Source organism: Actinoplanes sp. NPDC051411, from assembly GCF_040682075.1.
Lineage (GTDB): Bacteria > Actinomycetota > Actinomycetes > Mycobacteriales > Micromonosporaceae > Actinoplanes.
On sequence record NZ_JBFBAD010000190.1, the window covers coordinates 1 to 16,158 of the forward strand.

Annotated in this window: 15 protein-coding genes and 1 pseudogene; 4 read left to right on the plus strand and 12 right to left on the minus strand. The window is 68.0% G+C overall.

Annotated features, from left to right (window positions below; all coding sequences use genetic code 11):
* The first annotated feature begins 197 nt into the window (after nucleotides 1-197).
* Together AB0M88_RS49455 and AB0M88_RS49460 are read left to right on the plus strand one after the other, a co-directional pair.
* Nucleotides 198-1,055 carry a hypothetical protein gene (locus AB0M88_RS49455; protein WP_364114608.1) on the plus strand — a complete coding sequence of 286 codons (858 nt, stop codon included), beginning with the start codon at nucleotides 198-200 and terminating at the stop codon, nucleotides 1,053-1,055.
* Nucleotides 1,056-1,154: 99 nt separating this feature from the next.
* On the plus strand, nucleotides 1,155-1,427 hold the full coding sequence (locus tag AB0M88_RS49460) for a hypothetical protein (RefSeq protein ID WP_364114610.1): 273 nt from the start codon (nucleotides 1,155-1,157) through the stop codon (nucleotides 1,425-1,427).
* A gap of 207 nt (nucleotides 1,428-1,634) precedes the next feature.
* On the opposite strand, the gene AB0M88_RS49465 is transcribed toward AB0M88_RS49460, so the two are convergent.
* From AB0M88_RS49465 to AB0M88_RS49475, 3 genes are all read right to left on the minus strand, one after another.
* Nucleotides 1,635-2,087, minus strand: a complete 453-nt coding sequence (locus AB0M88_RS49465; RefSeq protein ID WP_364114612.1) for a hypothetical protein — start codon at nucleotides 2,085-2,087, stop codon at nucleotides 1,635-1,637.
* Nucleotides 2,084-2,923, minus strand: a complete 840-nt coding sequence (locus tag AB0M88_RS49470; RefSeq protein WP_364114614.1) for a hypothetical protein — start codon at nucleotides 2,921-2,923, stop codon at nucleotides 2,084-2,086. Before AB0M88_RS49470 ends, AB0M88_RS49465 begins: the two co-directional genes overlap by 4 nt.
* Nucleotides 2,924-3,152: 229 nt before the next feature.
* The gene (locus AB0M88_RS49475) at nucleotides 3,153-3,278 is read right to left on the minus strand and encodes a hypothetical protein (RefSeq protein ID WP_364114616.1); all 126 of its coding nucleotides are present in this window, start codon (nucleotides 3,276-3,278) and stop codon (nucleotides 3,153-3,155) included.
* Between the two features lie 160 nt (nucleotides 3,279-3,438).
* On the opposite strand from AB0M88_RS49475, the gene AB0M88_RS49480 reads away from it, so the two are divergent.
* Nucleotides 3,439-5,973, plus strand: a complete 2,535-nt coding sequence (locus AB0M88_RS49480; protein WP_364114618.1) for a hypothetical protein — start codon at nucleotides 3,439-3,441, stop codon at nucleotides 5,971-5,973.
* An 81-nt stretch (nucleotides 5,974-6,054) separates the two neighbouring features.
* Here AB0M88_RS49480 and AB0M88_RS49485 read toward each other — a convergent pair whose 3' ends face one another.
* The 7 genes from AB0M88_RS49485 to AB0M88_RS49515 all read right to left on the minus strand — a co-directional run bounded on the left by AB0M88_RS49485 (nucleotide 6,055) and on the right by AB0M88_RS49515 (nucleotide 14,382).
* Entirely contained in the window at nucleotides 6,055-8,442 is a 2,388-nt protein-coding gene (locus AB0M88_RS49485) for a hypothetical protein (RefSeq protein WP_364114620.1), read from the minus strand.
* A complete protein-coding gene (locus tag AB0M88_RS49490; protein ID WP_364114622.1) occupies nucleotides 8,439-8,762 on the minus strand; it encodes a helix-turn-helix transcriptional regulator in 324 nt (107 codons plus the stop codon). Before AB0M88_RS49490 ends, AB0M88_RS49485 begins: the two co-directional genes overlap by 4 nt.
* Entirely contained in the window at nucleotides 8,759-9,880 is a 1,122-nt protein-coding gene (locus AB0M88_RS49495) for a tyrosine-type recombinase/integrase (protein WP_364114624.1), read from the minus strand. Before AB0M88_RS49495 ends, AB0M88_RS49490 begins: the two co-directional genes overlap by 4 nt.
* 236 nt (nucleotides 9,881-10,116) lie before the next feature.
* Complete coding sequence (locus AB0M88_RS49500; RefSeq protein WP_364114626.1) at nucleotides 10,117-10,995, minus strand: hypothetical protein; 879 nt, start codon at nucleotides 10,993-10,995, stop codon at nucleotides 10,117-10,119.
* A gap of 161 nt (nucleotides 10,996-11,156) precedes the next feature.
* Entirely contained in the window at nucleotides 11,157-12,998 is a 1,842-nt protein-coding gene (locus AB0M88_RS49505) for a hypothetical protein (protein WP_364114628.1), read from the minus strand.
* Entirely contained in the window at nucleotides 12,992-13,621 is a 630-nt protein-coding gene (locus tag AB0M88_RS49510) for a hypothetical protein (protein WP_364114630.1), read from the minus strand. The genes AB0M88_RS49505 and AB0M88_RS49510 overlap by 7 nt, the downstream gene beginning before the upstream one ends.
* A complete protein-coding gene (locus AB0M88_RS49515) occupies nucleotides 13,582-14,382 on the minus strand; it encodes a site-specific integrase (RefSeq protein WP_364114632.1) in 801 nt (266 codons plus the stop codon). The genes AB0M88_RS49510 and AB0M88_RS49515 overlap by 40 nt, the downstream gene beginning before the upstream one ends.
* A 117-nt stretch (nucleotides 14,383-14,499) precedes the next feature.
* Here AB0M88_RS49515 and AB0M88_RS49520 point away from each other — a divergent pair, with 117 nt between their 5' ends.
* Nucleotides 14,500-14,988 carry a hypothetical protein gene (locus AB0M88_RS49520; protein ID WP_364114636.1) on the plus strand — a complete coding sequence of 163 codons (489 nt, stop codon included), beginning with the start codon at nucleotides 14,500-14,502 and terminating at the stop codon, nucleotides 14,986-14,988.
* A gap of 113 nt (nucleotides 14,989-15,101) precedes the next feature.
* On the opposite strand, the pseudogene AB0M88_RS49525 reads toward AB0M88_RS49520, so the two are convergent.
* Both AB0M88_RS49525 and AB0M88_RS49530 read right to left on the minus strand, forming a co-directional pair.
* Nucleotides 15,102-15,677, minus strand: a pseudogene (locus tag AB0M88_RS49525) (DNA ligase); the annotation flags it as partial.
* Nucleotides 15,677-15,904: a hypothetical protein gene (locus AB0M88_RS49530; RefSeq protein WP_364114634.1), complete on the minus strand. Its 228-nt coding sequence runs from the start codon at nucleotides 15,902-15,904 to the stop codon at nucleotides 15,677-15,679. The gene AB0M88_RS49530 and the pseudogene AB0M88_RS49525, both read right to left, overlap by 1 nt.
* Nucleotides 15,905-16,158: the final 254 nt, after the last annotated feature.

Genomic DNA, 16,158 nt, shown 5'->3' on the forward strand with positions numbered 1-16,158 from the left:
AACCACCACAACCACCAGATAGAACTACACCCCGAGGGCCACCACCTGGGGAATTACCTGAGCCAGACCCCGGAGAATTCCGTGAGCGCTGACAGGCGCTGCGTCGCATCCAGGAGCAGATCGCCGCGGCCGCCTGGCCGGTGTTCAACGTCTCCCAGCGCTTCAGGGACGCGGTGACCAGCAGCTCGAACTGGCTCATGGGCGCGTTCCGGCACACACGGGAATGGGCCTCGGGCTTCATGACCTACCAGGCGAAACTGCGGCAGCAGGTCAGCTCGATGTTTGGTTGCTGGAAATGGGAGCTGCCCGACCTCGCCGAGGCCGTCCGGCCGATCGCGGACGGCTTCGTGACGGTCGTCCGCGACATCAGTTGGCTTGACTGGTCGGCGGTGACCGAGGTGCTCTTCGCGCTGACCGTCCGCGCGGTCTTCTGGGCGGCCGTCCGGGCCCGCGAGGCGATCCTCGACGAGGAGGAGAACAGCAAGGAGGTTGTCCGCGAGTTCATGTTCGAGGTCCTGTATCTCTTCCCGAAAGGCCAGCCGCACATCGAGGCCGCGAAGGAGGCGCTGCTCGAGGACGCCTGGATGAAGGCCGAGCCGGAGAATGTGAAGGAGGTGCTGCTCAAGCGGATCAGGGAGCTCCACCGCAACCACCGGCCGATCAGCGAAACCGAGCTCGGGCATCGCCGCATCGTGTCTCTGAACACGCCGTTGGGCCAGGCCGACAGCGACTTAGTCCTCACCCTGGCCGAGGCGTTGCCCGACCCGGGCTCCGTCGAGGACCTCGTGCTCAGCTTGCCCGAGTTCCGTGACCCGCGCATCGACCGTGTCCTCGCCAGGCTCAAGCCCGGCGAGCGGGAAGTTGCTGACCTTTACGCAGTTCACGACGGCATGACCTGGGATCTGGCCGCAAAGGCCGCCGGACACCCGCCGGCCTTCGGCGAACGCGTCCGCAGGAAGTTGGACCGGTTGGGCAAAGACTTCACCAGCCGACAGGCTGGCGAACTCCACATCCCCACCACGACGAGGCCGAGGACCAGGGCGGCATTCGCCTGAGCCCCTCCCGCCTGCGGCGGATTACGCTGCTCGCGACCCGCGAACGGTCGCGAGCGGCGCCCTCAGACTTCTCCCGCTCGTTCTTTCCGGAGGTTCTCCATGCCCGCGAACGCGGACGGCTCCCGCACGCCCAAAAACCGCAACACGACCCCGAACAACCAACTCGACCCGCGCATCAACCGCAAGGTCAAGGTTGCCGCTGGCGGTGGCTTCGGGACTCTGCTGGCCTCCTCGCTCACACAGATGCTCGGCCTGGTCCCGCCCGGCCTCGAGACCAAGTTCCACGGAGGCCTCGCCTTGGTCGCCGCGACCGGGCTGCTCTACTTGGCGCTGCCCCGCAAGGCCAAGATCACCCTGGAATGGGAACGCTGATCACAGACCGTGACGGGAACCCGAGTCATGAGCCAGCACCCAGTTGGTCCGGAAAAGTTCGCGGCTACGCTGTGACGGGGCCGGGAGCGCGCCACCCAGCAATGTGCTCCCGGCCCGTGCGTGTCGCGTTGCCTTGATTCTGTATCCGCTTGTGGCGCAGTTATCGCGCGTCGGTCAGGACCCGGTCCCTCTCGTTGGGTGTCCGGTTTACCGGTGTGGCGTAGTCCGGAGTTCAGGACGAGTCGACAGGGTGCGGACGGCTTGGCGGTGGGCGAGTTGATTGCGGAGCTGCTCGTTCTCGTCGGCCAGCTCAGCAGCGCGCAGTGCGAGGGTTTGGATGTGGTTGGCGTAGCTGGTGATGGTCTGCTCGAGTAGCCGGACGGCTTCGGCGTGGCGCCGGGCCGCGGTGCCGGTCTCAGCCTGCTGCGTCCTGAGTTGTTCGCGGAGCCGGATCAGTTCTGGTTGGTGGCCCTCCTGGTTCGCTCGGCTTTGCGTGAATCGGGCGCGGATGAAAGGGCTGCGGTAGAACGAGTCTCGTCCGACGCCGGCTTCGAGGCAGAGATTTGCGACGGTCAGGCGGCCGTCGGTGCGGGCGGGCTGACCGGTGAGCAGGCGTGTTAGTGCCTCGTCGAGCCGTTGCTGTGTCTCGCTGGTGGTCATGATGTTCGTTTCGGTTCGAGTTCGGCGATGAGGGTGTCGAGTTCGGCGAGGTGGGTGCGGATAGCTTGGCGTTGTAGTGGTGGGATCTGCTCGGCCCGTCGCCGGCATTCTTGGTCGAGCTGGTGGGCCTGGTCTCGGGCTGCGGTGAGCCGGCCGAGGTGCACGGTGGAGCGGCGGGCGTTGGAGCAACGCAGGCAGGCGGTGTGCTGCGGCACCGGCGGCCCCGGGGTGGTGGCCCGTTTGAGGCAGATCGCGGTGGCCGGGGTGAAGAAGCAGTCGTTGAGCACGCCGGGGTGAAGTGTGGTGCCCAGATGTCGGAGCATGGCTCGCAGCCGGGCCGGTTCGGCGACGGTGCCGGGGAGGTCGCCGAGTTCGACACGGATCCGGTCGAACTCGGCGTTGATGCGGGCGGCCGCGCCGCCGCCAGCGGAGGCTCCGTCGTTCCAGTCGCGGTAGAGGTCTTCGACGTAGTCGAGCTGGGCGATGGTTTGCTCGGCGGCGACTTCGGCGGCGAATCCGGAGTCGGTGGTGCCGGCGTAGCCTTCGAACATGGTGATCTTGGCGTGCTTGTATTGGCGGGCGCCGGCCACGACGCCGAACGGCTGGTGGGCCAGGTGCCAGGCCAGGGTGCGGCGGAATTGTCGGGTGGTGAAGGCCCAGGGCTGTTCGCCGTCGTGAGGGATGAACGGCTCGCCAAGGGTGCCGAATAGCGTGTTGAGGTGGTCGCGGAACTCGTTGATCCGCGCTCCTGGGTGGCCCATCAGCGTGCCGTGGTGCGCGAACAGGTGTTCGGGATCGTTGTTGATCTCGGTGAGGATCCCGATCGCTTGGTGCACGACGTCGAGTACGACCCATTCGGCAGGGTCGCCGTGTAGCCGGCGGTCTTTGAATACTCGTCCTCGTATCTTGTGCCGGGTTCGCCCGTCGGGTCCTGTGCCGGTGATGGCGCAGTCGCGGGTCAGTTCTCGGACTACTGGTGGAGTGCACATATTCCGGGTGTGCGGTATCCCCTGACAATCACCACTGCGGGCCCGGCCGACTCGATCGGTCCCGCAGTGGCTGCTGTCAGATGGACGTCAGGTGTTCGAGGATCTCGGCGGTGATGGCTCTGGCTATGCCGGCGATGAGGCCGGCGATGGCGGCGAGGGTGATCTTTTCCCGCCAGTTCTTCTCGGTCGGTTGAGGCGCCATCCTGTGCTCCCGTCACGGGTTCGGGCGGGAGGAGCCGGCCGGTTCTCCCTGGGGACGCCTCCGAGGAAATCCCCTGGTCGGCTGGTTCGGCACCGGGTTGGAAGGAAGCCGAACAGGCCGGAGGTACACCGGGCGAGTGACCAGGACGACCGTCTGCAGATTGGCGGCGCTCTACGCTGGTTCGGTGGTGTTCGGCGCATGTCTGCCGAACAGATGGGAGGTCACGGTGAGCGGCGACCCAGCAGCCGGCGCAGCAGGGACGGTCGATCCGGTGACGGTGCGCACCCTGGCCGAGCTCGCTGGAGCGTTCCAAGGGCTTCGCGGTTCGCGCTCGTACGCGGATCTCGACAAGGCGGTTAACCCGAACGGGAACAGGAAGGGGCGACGGGTCCTGCCGCCAGCAACGTTGAACAACGTGCTTCACGGCAGGTCCGTGCCCAGGCGGGAGACGGTGGATACATTCCTGACTGCGTGTGGCCTGGACGCGGACGCTCAGCAACCCTGGCTTGCGGCGTGGGAACGTGTCGCCACCGCGCACCTGCGTCGACCGGCCGGAGCGATGCGAGTGCGGCAGGCCAGGCCACGTCTACTCGGCGTGCACGCCTCCATCCAAGTCTCCGGCACAATCGGGGAACTACCACCGTACGTGCCGCGGGACCTCGACGCCGACCTGCGTGCCAGCCTCACCGCCGCGTCGGTGGACGGCGGATTCGTGCTACTCGTCGGTGGGTCGTCCGCCGGCAAGACAAGAGCCCTGTTCGAGGCCGTCAAGGTGGTCCTGCCGGAATGGTGGCTGGTCAAGGTCGATGCCGTCGGGCCGACGGTGCGGGAACTTCGATCCGCGCGCCCACCGCGCACCGTCGTGTGGATGGACGAACTCCAGCACTACCTCAACGGTCGGGAACGGCTCACATCCGGCGATGCCTTCTCCTTGATCGGTTGCGGCATGGTCCTGGTCGCCACGCTTTGGCCGGATGAGTACCTTCGCCGCGCTACTCCCCGAGCACCCAATGACGAATCCGATCCTTACGCAGACGACCGAGCCCTCCTCGGGCTAGCTCGGGTCCTGGACGTTCCCGGGGACTTTTCGGTAGCCGAGCGCCAGCGCGCGGTGGAGCTCGCCAGCGACGGGCGGATCCAGACCGCACTGGATACACCGGACGCCGGATTCACCCAGGTGCTAGCCGCCGGGCCGCAGCTGATCCGGCAATGGCAGTCCGCCCCGCCCAAGGACGCCTTCGGCAAGGCGGTGATCACGGCCGCGCTCGATGCGCGCCGAGTGGGGTCGGCGGCACCGCTGACCCGCGCGTATCTCGAGTCAGCGGCCCCGGCCTATCTCAACGACCGGGAGCGGGCGACCGCGCCCGACGACTGGCTCGACCAGGCCCTGGCCTACGCCTGCGCCCTGCTGAGCGGAGCGACGTCGGCATTGTCCCCGGTCGCAGGCGGCATGGGCCGGACAATCGGCTACACGGTGGCCGACTATCTGCACCAGTACGGCCGGCAGGTCCGCCGCTGCGAGCCGATCCCGGACGACGTGTGGCTGGCCCTCGTCGACCACCACGCTTCGTCCGACTCACTTAGGCTCGCCGACAACGCCGAACGGCGGCTGTGTATCCGCCGCGCGGAAAGCTTCTTCCGTTGCGCGCTCGCGGCCGGTGAGACGGTCGCCGGGCAACCGCTGGCTCGCCTGCTCGCCGGTGATGGACAAGTCGACGAGGCGCTCGCTGCACTGCGGCCCTCGGCCGACGCCGGAGAATACGGCGCATCACGTGCTTTAGCGGAACTCTTGGCGGAGCACGGTCACATTGAAGAACTAAGATCCCGGGCTGACGTCGGAGATTGGTCGGCGGCGGAGGTCTACGCCAAATACCTTGCCGAGCAGGGCTTGATCGACGAACTGCGGGCCCGCGCCGACGACGACGGTTGGCCGGCCACGGATCAGCTCTGCTATTGGCTCGCCGCCAATGGCCACCTCGAAGAACTCAGGGCCCGGGCACACGCAGCGGACCTGCAGCCGGTCGACGAGGAGACCGGCGATAAATACGCCAACGAGGCCGCCGAGTGGCTGGCGCAGGGGCTCGCCGTTGCGGGCCGCGTCGCCGAGTTGCGGGCACGGACGGAAGACGGCGACGAGGACGCAGCCGAAATGCTGGCCGAAGTACTCGCCGACCAGGGGTTTCCGGACGACGCGCTCGTCGTGTTGCGCGCGCAGGTCGACGGCGGCAACGCCTACCTAGAACGAACACTCGCCGATTTACTGGCCGCGCAGGGTCACGGCGAGGAACTTCTCGCCCGGGCCGACGCCGGGGATGCCGAATGCGCCCGCGCGCTGGCGGGGCTGCTTGCCGCGCAGGGGGACGCGGACACGCTGCGCGCGCGGGCCGGCCGGGGTGACCGGCCTGCTGCTGAGCGACTCGCCGGGCTGCTCGCTGATCAGGGCCACGTTGACGAGGCGATCGCGATGCTCCGGGCCCGCGCCGAGGGCCATGACCGAGTCTCCGATTATGAAATGGCCTGCCTGCTCGCGCGGCATGGGCGGGTGGACGAGCTGCGGCATCGCGCGGACTCCGGTGATGCATGCGCCGCAGAGGAGCTTGTCAAGCTCCTGGTCGCGCAGCGTCGGGTCGTGGAGCTCGAAGCCGAGGTGCGGGCTGGCACCCCAACTGCGGCTCGGGCGTTCAGGGCTAACTAGTGATAGGGACGCCGCCGTCCGGCTCGTCACGGTCAGTGGTGAACCTCGTGTTCGGCAGGGGGTTCACCACTGAAAGATCAATCAACTCCGGTTTAGCGCTTCTTCTTCGCCAAGCACGGCGGCAGACTGCGGTCGGGGCTCGCTGGCCGGGGCGGATCGGAGGGCGAGGTAGTCGGTCCAGTCTCGTCGGGCGTAGGTGACCCAGCGGACTGCGGTGTTGACGTGGAGGCCGAGGAGGTCGGCGAGGATCGCGGCGGGCAGGTCGGCGGCGAGCGCGGCGAGGGCTCCGTTGCGGGCGGGTCGGACGGTGATGCCGTGCCGGTTGAGCAGGTTGGTGAGGCTGTGCCCGTCGATGGGTTGTCCGGGAACCCTGCCGGGGAACAGCCATCGGGGTGTGTTCGGGCCGTGCGGGATCATGAGCGGTGTTGGAGGCCGGGAGGCCAGGTTTCGCAGGAGGACGCCCAGGCGCGGTGGTAGCAGGATGGGGTGCCGGCCGACCGTCAGGTAGGTGTTGCCTCCTTGCTCGGTGAGCTGGTCGGCGGTGAGGTGCCGGAGGTGTTGGGCTTGCAGGGCGAACAGGAGGATGAGCGCTCCGGCCGCCCGGGCTTGGATCGGGAGGGTTTCGTCGGCCAGGCAGCGGTGCAACAGTTGCCAGCGTTGATCGTCGTCGAGGAACTCGGCGGGTTCCTGGCGCGGGATGGCCGGGACGGTGAGCCGGCGGCTGAGGCCACGGTCAGCGGTCCAGCCGAGGAAGTAGCGTACGCCGTTGCGGCGCTGGGTCTTCTTCTCGTCGAGCCATCGATCGAGGTCGTCCTGACGTAGGTCCGCCAGGGTTGTTTCTTCGGCGTCGATCCAGGCCAGCAGGTCGAGAGCGACCAGGATCCGGCGGCGTAGGCCGCGGCCGGCGGTGGTGGGAGTCGCGCGTCCGCTGGCGCGGTGGCGGGCCCGGCGCAGCAGGTGCCAGTGCAGGAACGGGCGGATGAGGTTGGCGTGCTCGACCGGCTTGTCGAGCAGGTGGTGTTCCAGCCAGGCGGGGACGCGTTCGAGGTCTTCGTGTCGTTCGGGCAGGACACCGGTTTGCACCATCATTTGGCGCAGGTGTTGAAGGGCGGCGCCGGGCGGTAGGTCGTCGAGCAGGTCGTGGCTGATCTCGCGGCCCTGTGCGACGAGTTCGGCCAGGAGCTTGGCGTTCGGGTGTTCGTGAACCCACTGGATGGTCTTGAACGGGGTGCGGGTGCTGGTGAGGCGGTCCGCGAACGGCTGGAGTTGCGCGGGGATGGTGCCGTCGGGTCCGGCGAGCAGGTTATGGACCCTGTCGGCGAGTACGCAGTGGGCGCAGCGGCCACGGCCGTAGGGGTTGCCGGAGCGTCCGCACTGGCGGCAGCGGTAGTCGACGTTGTGCCCGGCGCAGGGGCCGCAGAGCCCAGCGCCGTGCGGGTCGTGGGCGATGAGCGGGTGGAGTTCGTGGCAGCGGGAACACTCGGCGGGGGAACGGACGACGGCGGTGTAGCAGCTTTGGCAGACTGGCCCGTTCGGCCAGTAGGTCATCACGGGCTTGTCGCGCCGGCAGCGAGTACAGGTGACGCGAGGTCGCTCGTCGCGGGCGTAGCAGCTGTGGCAGATCGGCTCGCCGGCGACGACCCCCTGGCAGGGCCGTAGCCGCTGGCAGCGTGAACAGATCCGCTCCGGTCCGCGATAGCAGCCGTCGCAGAGATCAGGCTGATCGCCGTGGGCGTTGCGCGCGATTCTTCCCAGGCGTCCGCAGCGACCGCAGGTCCGGCGAGGACGCCGATGCCGGGAGTAGCAAAGGTGGCAGTAGGCGCCGTGCTCGTCGAGCAGTGCCGCCGGAGCGGTCTTTCCGCAGGACACGCAGGTGTGCAGGGGCCGTTTCCAGCAGACCCGGCAGAGCGCCCCGCCGTCGGGTAGCCGTTGCGCTGGGCAGCGCAGCTTGCCGCACTCGCGGCACGCTTCGACGACCTCGGGGTCGACGCGGTAGCAGGCGTCGCAGATGCCGCCCTCCGGCCGTTTGGCGACGATCTTCGTGTCGGCGGTGCCGCAGCGGGCGCACGTTGCCTTGCGGTCTCGTCCGTCGCAGGTCCCGCAGATCCTGCCCTCGGCCCGGAGCTGCCGCAGGTCGAGGTGGATCTTGCCGCAGCGGGCGCAGCCTGGCCGGACAACGGGGTGCCCCGCGTCGTGCAAGACGTGGGTCAGGCGGATCAGGACCGGCGGACAGTGGGAGCTGCCCGAGGTGAGCGTGTCGGGATGAGCGGCCAGGTGGTCGGCGAGTTCCTCCAGGAACCGTGCGGCGCTGCGGATCGTGGTTGGGACCGCGACGTCCAGCGCTGCGGTGGCAGCGTCTCTGCTCATGCCCGGCAGCGCCGTGGTGATCTGGATGGCCGCCGCGCTCATCGCAGCAGTCATGCGGGCGGCCTGCCGGGCGAGGCGGGCCGCGGTGGACGGGGCGGTCATAGCCCTTCGGGTTTCCGGATCAAGGTACGCCGGACCGCCGGCGTCGGCCCGGACGTCTCCCCAGCGGCCTTGCGGACCTCGGCGTTGACGGTCTCGACCTCGATGAGGTCGTTCGGGGTGCAGTCGAGGATGTCGCAGAGCGCGGCGAGGGTGTCCATCGAGAGCCGTTGGGGTGGCTGGGTGACCAGCCTAAATACCTGCTCGCGGGATAGGTGGATGCCGCGTTCGGCGAGCGGCGGTCCCAGGTCGGTGGTCTGGAACATGTCGCGGGTGGCCATGAGCTTGCGTAGGTTCCAGCGGATCCCCATCTTCTTGATCATGGCTTCTCCCAGAGTCCCGTGTGGCGGGCGGTGAGCTTGCTTTTCAGTAGCCGGTTGCGGTACTCGTCCGACACTCCGGTGTAGATCGCCGTGGTCGCTGCGACCTTGTGACCTGCCTGGTCTTGAACGAATCGCTCCGGGTAGTTGAACTCCACTAGATGCGTGATCATCGAGTGGCGCAGGCTGTGCAGGTCCAACTCGTTGGGAAGCCCGGCGGCCTGACGGACGTTCTCGAACGCCTCGTTCGCGCTGCGCTTGGAGAGTCGGCCGCGCCGTTCGGTCACCCAGAACGCCGGGTGCTGGCCGACCTCGAACCGGGGCCGGACCTCGGTGAGATAGTGCTCGAGCACCTCGACGATCCAGTCGAACTCCGGGACGGTGAACACCGTGCGCCGCTTGGGCGGGCTGCCGTTCGACGACTTGCCGTACCGTACGAACAACGCACCGAACCGGCCGAAGTCCGGGGCCTTCGGGTTGTGCCGCAGGTCGGAAAGATCGAGACCGACCATCTCCTGACGGCGTACGCCGTAGGCGTAGAACGCCTTGAGCAGCGCTGAGTCCCGCATCGCCGTCAACGCGCCCTTGCGGCCCAGAGTCCGTTTGTCCTCGACGCGTCCGTCGGCCGCGTCGAACAACGCCTGGACCTCGTCGTAGGTCAGCGGCCGCCGTCCCGGCTGGCCCTCGAACTCGGCCACATGGGCGACGGAGTTCCACTCGTGCAGGATCTGAGCCGGGGTCCGGCCGAACCGCTCGACACAGAGCGCGAGCCATCCGTAGCGGGCGTCGGTGACGAAGTCCATGAACATTCGCAGGCCGTTCTGGTACTGCCGACCGGTGGACTGCGTGAGGCTCGGGTTCTCCGTTCGTAGGTGATCGAAGAACGCCTCCACCTCGGCGGGCTCCCACTGCCACGGGTACTGGTTGGTGAACTCGGCGAACCGGCGGACCAGCGACAACCGCGGCTTGATCGTCGCTTCCCACTTCAAGAACCGCGTCCGCTGCTGCCGGGACCACCCCTCGAGCATCGCCTCGAATACCGCTGGCGCCGGATCCAAATGCACGACGTTCTCCGCCAGCACCAGATGCGCCGCACCAGGCAGACCAGCCGCTTGACCCACCCCAACCTCCGTTACATCAGATGCAACATTGTTGAGCCGAGATGAGTCGAGCGCAAGGGGTGCTGGCAGATTTGTTGATCGCGCGGCAAGCTGTCTCTGTGTAGCACTCTGAGCTGCTGCTACTCAAATATTGAGCAGTGCCGAGTGCCTCACCAGATGCAACTTCGCCCGTTTCTCGACGTCGCGCATACCAGACAGATAGGCGATCACGATCCAGCAGGCAACACGTAGCTGGTTCAGCTCGGCGGCCAGGCTCCGCGGATCCAGACGGGGTCGCCATGGCAGGCCGGTGTCCGGCCACGCGGACATGGGGGTGTCGAGGCCACCTTGCTCGTACCGAGTTCGGCGCCCGCGGCGATCAGCAATTGCCGGTAGGGCGCGGCGGCGTGGACTCCGGCCATCAGCCAGATCAGACTCTGGTTCGGTGCTTGCACGACGCCGTCGATCTCCGTCGCGTCGGGGAAGCGGTCGCGTAGCCCGGCCGGTAGCGCTGGCAGGCCCCGCTGCTGGGCTCGGCGGTGCTCGACGAACGCTCGTAGGCGGGCCGGGATGTCTGCCGGCTGGCACCGTGAGGTGGGCAATGCCGCGGTGAGGGCCTGCAACTCGCGGTGGGCGGTGAGCAGGTCCGCCGCGGCGGTGCGAACGTAGAAGACGGCGGCGCGCAGCAGCGGCGCCATGATCTGCTCGGGGATGCGGGGAGTGATGTTCTCCGGCGGACTGCTATGTCCGGCGATCTGGTTGGCGTGCCGGCCGGGCCACGGCGCGAAGCTGAGCTGGTCGGTGGTGAGGAACGGGCCGTGCGCGGCCAATTTGGTGAACATGCTTATCCGGCCGGCCAGCGTGTCCGGCGTGCACTCGGCGCTCCAGGACCGGACCAGCGTGTCGAGGACCGCTTGGGTGACACCGTCCAGCCGGGTGATGCCCCGCTCGTGCAAGGCCCGCAGCACCAGCCGGAGCTGGCTGAACTCGGTGTAGGCGCCGGTCACCTTCATCGGCCGAGCCACGGATACCGCACCGTGCACGGCCACCGCCCGATTCAACCGCGAGTGCAGATATTGCTTAGCCACCGCGGCGGCCGACGCGCTCGGGAAGGTGCCGAAGTGCAGCCGGGCCATCCGCGACGCTCGAGGCGTAAAGGAACGCAGGTCCCACACGTCATCGTCGAGGTGGGGACCCCGCCCCGTGGTAGAGCTGGTCAGGTGTTCCGGCACCACCCACGTATCCGGCGTTGTCGCAAAGCGTGGGCCCGCGGCGGAGGCTGCCGGCTCGGCGTCGCTCACCTCAGGCCTTCCCAGAAGTCGGCCGGCAATAGGAGCGGGCCGCCGCTTTCGGTGATGGCGTGGGCGGTTGCCAACTGGTCAGCGGAGAATCGGTTCCGGACGCCGTGAACGATGCGCTCGTGCGCAGTCCGGTAACGCGAAGCCCACTCGGTGGCGGCTAGCTCGTCGCGTTGCCGTTCGACGAAGTCGAGGAACGTCAACACCTGCGGTAGGTGCCGGGTGGTGAACACCGCGTTCGGGCACTCCAGGCAACCCCACATGGGCACCGGACACGGCTTGCCCGCCGGAGCGTGCGGAGTGTTGTGGAAGTCGCGGCAGGAGGCCAGGAACACGTCGCTGTGGCCAGACAACGCGGCGGACACCTCCTGCGGTGGCAGCGGAGTCGGGCCGTCGTCGAGGCGTGCGCCGTCATCGCTGAGCACGACCGGCGGTGCAGCCAGGTCGAGCGCTTCGCGCAGTCCGTCCTCGACGGCCTGCTCGTGAATGTCGCGGTGCGCGCCGATATCGGCGTAGTGGCTGGCGGCGACCTGCTTGCTATGTCCTTGAACGAAGTCGGCCAGGACGCCAGCCGAGCGCAGGTACTGCTGCGACTTGACACTCTTGCGCAGCCGCCGCAGATCGATCCGCCGCAGTAGGCCGTCGTGGTCGTGCAACTGGTCCAGGCCGTGGCGGCGCAACCACCGCGGCACGTACTCGATGACCGCGCCGCGACCGCTCGCGAACGCCTCGAACAGCCCTTGTCCCTGCCGGGCCCACGCTACCCATAACGCGTCGGTGCCCAATTGGGTGCGGGCACGTTCGGTAACCCGCTGAGCCAGACGGATCAACCCGCCCGGATGGTGAACCGCGCCGCCATCGGCGATACGCATCGACTTGCGCGCGGCCGGGCCGGCACGTCGCTTGAGATAGTGCAGGGATACGAACCCTCTGGCCGGGTCGGAGACACAGTCGGCGCGCAGCCCTCGAACGCATTCCGGTTCCAGCCCAGTCAGGCACGCCACAGCGACGACGAACGCGAGGATGTCCTCCGCCATCGGATAGAGCATGCCGTTGAGGTACCGGGCCCCTCCGCAGGCGGCAAGCGCCGGCACCGGGTATCCGCGCTGATCCGTGGCCGCCAGCGGCCCGCGGTGGCTGATTTGCCAGAGCAGATTCTCCACTCGGTCCCAGCCGCCAACTTCGGGGTCCGTCCCGTTGCGGGCGAGTGCCTCTCCCTGCTGAATACGCTTCGCGACGGCGCGTACGTCGGCCAGCGCAGCGGTCTTGATTGATTCGAACACCGGTGATGGATAGGCGTCCAGCGGCGCCCGGGTGCGAGCCGGCGCGACCCGGGTGGTCATCTGCAGACGCGTGCGCAGTTCCGCCGAGCACGGAGCCGACGCAGCGGCGACCCTGAAGAGCCCGACCACTAACTCCATCAAGCTGTGCGGTCGGCGGCTCTCGGGACCGTATTCGTTGATCAAGGCACGTTCGAACTCATCGAGGTCCGCGCCATGCAGATTGACCAGGTCCAAGCCGGCCATTTCCACAAGGCGGGTGTCGGCGATGAAGCTGACGAAGCGGCGCACCGCGACCACGCTCGCCTTGACCGACGTGACGGACCGCCGACCGCCCGAGACCACGTCGAGCAGAGCCGCCCCGATCTGACGCGCCAGCCTCGGACAGGGCAAGTCGGACAGGTCCACCACGAGGTGGCCATCATCCAATGCCAGCCGCACCACCACCGGCCCGAGCCGGCTGACCAGTCCCGTCTCCTCGGGCAGGTCTTCGGCCGCGGGAAGGACGGCCCAGCGACCCCGCCGGCCGGTTGCCCGGCCGGTTGCCCGGCCGCTCACCACGCGGCGCCGGCTGTGGCCAACGCGGCGGCCTGATCGTCCCATTCCTCGAGCGCCGCCAGCACGATCTCTTGCGCCTCGTCCAACACATCCAGATACCCGAACGTAGTCTCGACGTGGCGATGACCGAGCAGCAGTTGCAGCTTGCGCAGCGGGTCACCGATCAGTAGCCGCTTGACTTGGTGTCCGGTCACTGTCTGACCCGGCTCGACCTGACCCGGCTCGACGCGCAACGCTCGCACCGTCTGGCGCAGCAGCAAACCGAGCATGTGCACGGCAAAGGTATGCCGCAGCAGATGCGGATGCGCCACGAGCTCCAGTCCAAACCCGGCGCACCGCGCGTTCGCCGCTCGGAACGCCGCCTGCCACCCCGAACGGTCCAGCGGCATCCCGTCATCGCCTAGCCATAGCCACAACGGCCCGTCCTCATCGGTACCACCGCAACGGATCAGCCGGGCCCGATCCGCAGCCGGAATCCGCGAACACGGCGCTGGCCGTTGCCCCGCGACGCTGACGCTGTGCCGCCCGGCGCTGATCACGGCCACGGCACCAACGCCGCTGTAGCCGAGGCCCTCGCGGCGACGCGCTACCAGCTGGCTGCGCTCGATCCGCATGTAGTGGTGCACGTCGCGCAGGACACGCGTGACAAGAACACTGTGCGGGCCCGCGACCGTTTGCACACCGCCGCCGCTAAATGCAGATTTCCGCACACCCGGCCTTCCACGAGCGGTGGGATCTCATTGACCAGCAGGCTGGAAGCCTCCGACAGCCGCATCCCCGTACCCACCAACAGGTCAGCGAACAACGCGTTCCGGGCGCCGTGCCGACCCCGCCACGCCGGGTCCGGGCCCCCGGCAGGTAGGTGACCCCGCAACCCGACATCCCGCCACACCACGTACTCGTCGTACGGCAGGAACGACACCGACGCGGACCTATCGTCGCGCTCTCGCTCCGCGTTCGTCGATACCACCGCCAGGCCCTGCGGTGTCATCACTGTGCGCTCCACCCGACGAAACGGCAACTGGGGAATCAGCCGCTCTGCGACTGCCCACCGCGCCCATTTGTCCAGCGCGGCCAAGAACCGATTCCACGTCGAAGCAGCCACCTGGAACCCGTCGACCCGGCGCCTTGCCGTCTTGAACGCACGCAGGTCCACGCTATCGGCGCGCCAGATCGTCTTGCCGCCCCGCGAATCGTGCAGGAACCGGCAGAACACCAACAGATCCCGAGCGTAGGCGTCGACGCTGCGCGGTGATCGCACACCCCAGCTCGGCAATTCCCGCAGGAAACGATTCAGCGCGACATCATAGGAACCGTCCGCGGCTAGCACGAACGGCTGACCCTCACGCACCCCGGCCCGACCGAGCACGGAGCCGGCATCGGACACACCTGGAGTGACTGATCCCGAAGACAACGACGTTCGAAACAGCAGCAACCCGACCCCCTGGACCCCGGGCTCTCACGCCCGTGACATCAACGACTGCGACACCGGCAAAGTAGCGACATAAGCACCGGCTTCACCGACGTCATGCTGCGTCAGCTCCACGAACAGCTCGCCGCGATCGCCCGCGGTACATCGCCGGTGTCTGACGTCCCGCGCGAGCATGCACGGCACGCCCACTGGGTCGAACCCGTGCTGGTGGGCGAGGTCGCCTTCCGCAACTGGACACCCGACGGGCGCATGCGCCATCCCTCCTGGCGCGGACTGCGGCCCGACCGCACCCCGGGCGAGGCGCGCCGGCAACCGGCACCGACCGTGCCCGCCCCGGCCGAGGTTGAAGGGGCGCTGGCCACACCCGACGGGCGCTGGCGGGTCGAGGTGATCCGGCGCGATGGCCTGCGCTCGTACCGGCTGCTGCACGCCGACAACGTGATCGAAGGCCTGGAACTGACCGCGGTGGAACAACTGCTTGCCCGCGCCGGTGTCGACCTCGGTGACCTCGTCGAGATCAACGGCGAGGACGTCGTGACCCGCCGCATCGGTGCGGCGTGACCATGCTGTCCGCGACACATGTAGCGCATGGCAAGCTGCGTGCCGACCGTCTCTGACCTGCGGTTATCGCCCACAGATCGACCCGTCTCCCCGACAGAAGGCACCTTGGTCCAGTCGGCCGAGCGTTTGCCGGCCCGGTACGGCGAGGTTAGCCGTTTGGCCACGACACCTTCCAATCCGGCGATCTCCGCGGCCTGCAGCATCTTCTGTCCGTCTACGTCGACGAAGTGCGCCGGCACTTTCACGTGCTCGCCGACCAGGCCGAGACCGGCGAGGATCTCCCGGCGGGCCGAGTACGGCTGACCGGTAAGGTCCTGGCCGTCGACAGCGAGAACGTCGAACACGTAGTAGAAGACCGGCACAGCCTGCAGCAGCCGCTGCGCCGGGACAGCCGTGTGCATGCGCTGCTGCAGCAACGAGAAGCTCGGCTGGTCGTGGTCCAAGGCGACGATCTCACCGTCGAGGACCGCGCGGCGGCCAGCGAGGAGATCGACGGCCTCGGCGAGTTCGGGGTAGGTGTCCGTGATCTCGTTGTTGTTGCGGGAGTACACGCGGACCCGTTCGTCGACGTACGTGATCGCGCGGACCCCGTCGTACTTGAATTCCCACGCCCAGCCCGGCCCGGTAGGCAACGGACCGGCGGAGGCGAGCATCGGGGCGAGCAGCTCCAGGCCGGGCGTCGAGGGCATCACTCGCACCCGTCCTCGACCGTGGTGGCCTCGGTCAGCGCGCCCGGGTCGACGCCGTGCCCGATCAGCAGCGCGTCACGTTCGTCCGGCGTCGCGACGTGCCAGCATGATGCGCCGTGGCGGATCTCGATCTGCTCGGTCAGCCCGGAGCCCAGGTCGGCCATCACGGTCTCGACCTGCCAATCCTGGTACTCCCACGCCGGCAGCACCTTCCCAGTCACCCTCACGAGTGATATTTCCGCAAGCGGAGGAAGCGCAGGTCACCTTAACTACAGCCATGTGACTCGCGGCCGTTCAGGCAGAAGAAGGACGTCATCGCGTTTGTGCTGATCCGGCGCTCACCACAGAGACTGCATCGCGGCCGGGGGTTCGTTCGGCTGCAGATTCGCCCACATCGGGTGCTCGTCGCCCGGCGCCGGGCGACGGTTCGTAGGCGTCGTTTATAGGTTGTTGGTCGCATCGGGTTAAGGCCATGTAGGCG